We start from the raw sequence: 565 nt of genomic DNA, 5'->3' as shown, positions 1-565 counted from the left end.
CAGCAGCAGTTCGACGAGGACGACCAGCAGCATCGGCGTGTACCGGACGCCCGCGATGCCTCCGACCGCGAGCAGGGCGAGGCCGTAGACGGCACCCGTGGTGGCTCCGCCGAGCGCGAGGCCGAGGACGATGCTCGACCGCGGGAACGGGGAGACGAGCATCTGGCGCAGCATGCCGAGCCGGCGGTCCCAGACGAGCGAGATGCCCACGGCGATGGCCGGGGCCTGCACGGACATCACCAGGGCGCCCGGGAACAGGTAGGCCCGGTAGTCGTTCAGCTGGGCCTTGCCGAGGGTGGACGACGCCGCCTCCAGGCCCGTGCCCAGCACGACCAGGAAGAGCAGCGGCGTGACCAGGCCCATGACGAGGCGCAGGGGGTTGTGCCGCAGCCGTGTCATCTCGCGCCGCCACAGCAGCGCGTAGGGCCGCACGGTGTGCCACGTCCGCCCCACGGACGGGTGCGCCGCCGGTTTCGTGCCGGTGACGTCCGGCGGGATGTCGGTCCGGGTCATCGCAGTCCCTCCCCGAGGCTGTCGAGCGCGCGGGCGTCGGACCCGCTGTCCC

Annotated in this window: 1 protein-coding gene; it reads right to left on the bottom strand. The window is 73.1% G+C overall.

The window, feature by feature from the left end:
- Nucleotides 1-513, bottom strand: a 513-nt coding sequence (locus tag LPA54_RS35725; protein WP_228984723.1) for an ABC transporter permease, incomplete at its 3' end; no start/stop codon positions are given.
- Between the last annotated feature and the right edge of the window lie 52 nt (nucleotides 514-565).

Source organism: Streptomyces sp. DH12 (assembly GCF_020873895.1).
Classification (GTDB): Bacteria; Actinomycetota; Actinomycetes; order Streptomycetales; family Streptomycetaceae; genus Streptomyces.
Note: the sequence above shows the minus strand (reverse complement) of the source record. Positions and strands in the feature narration are given on the sequence as shown.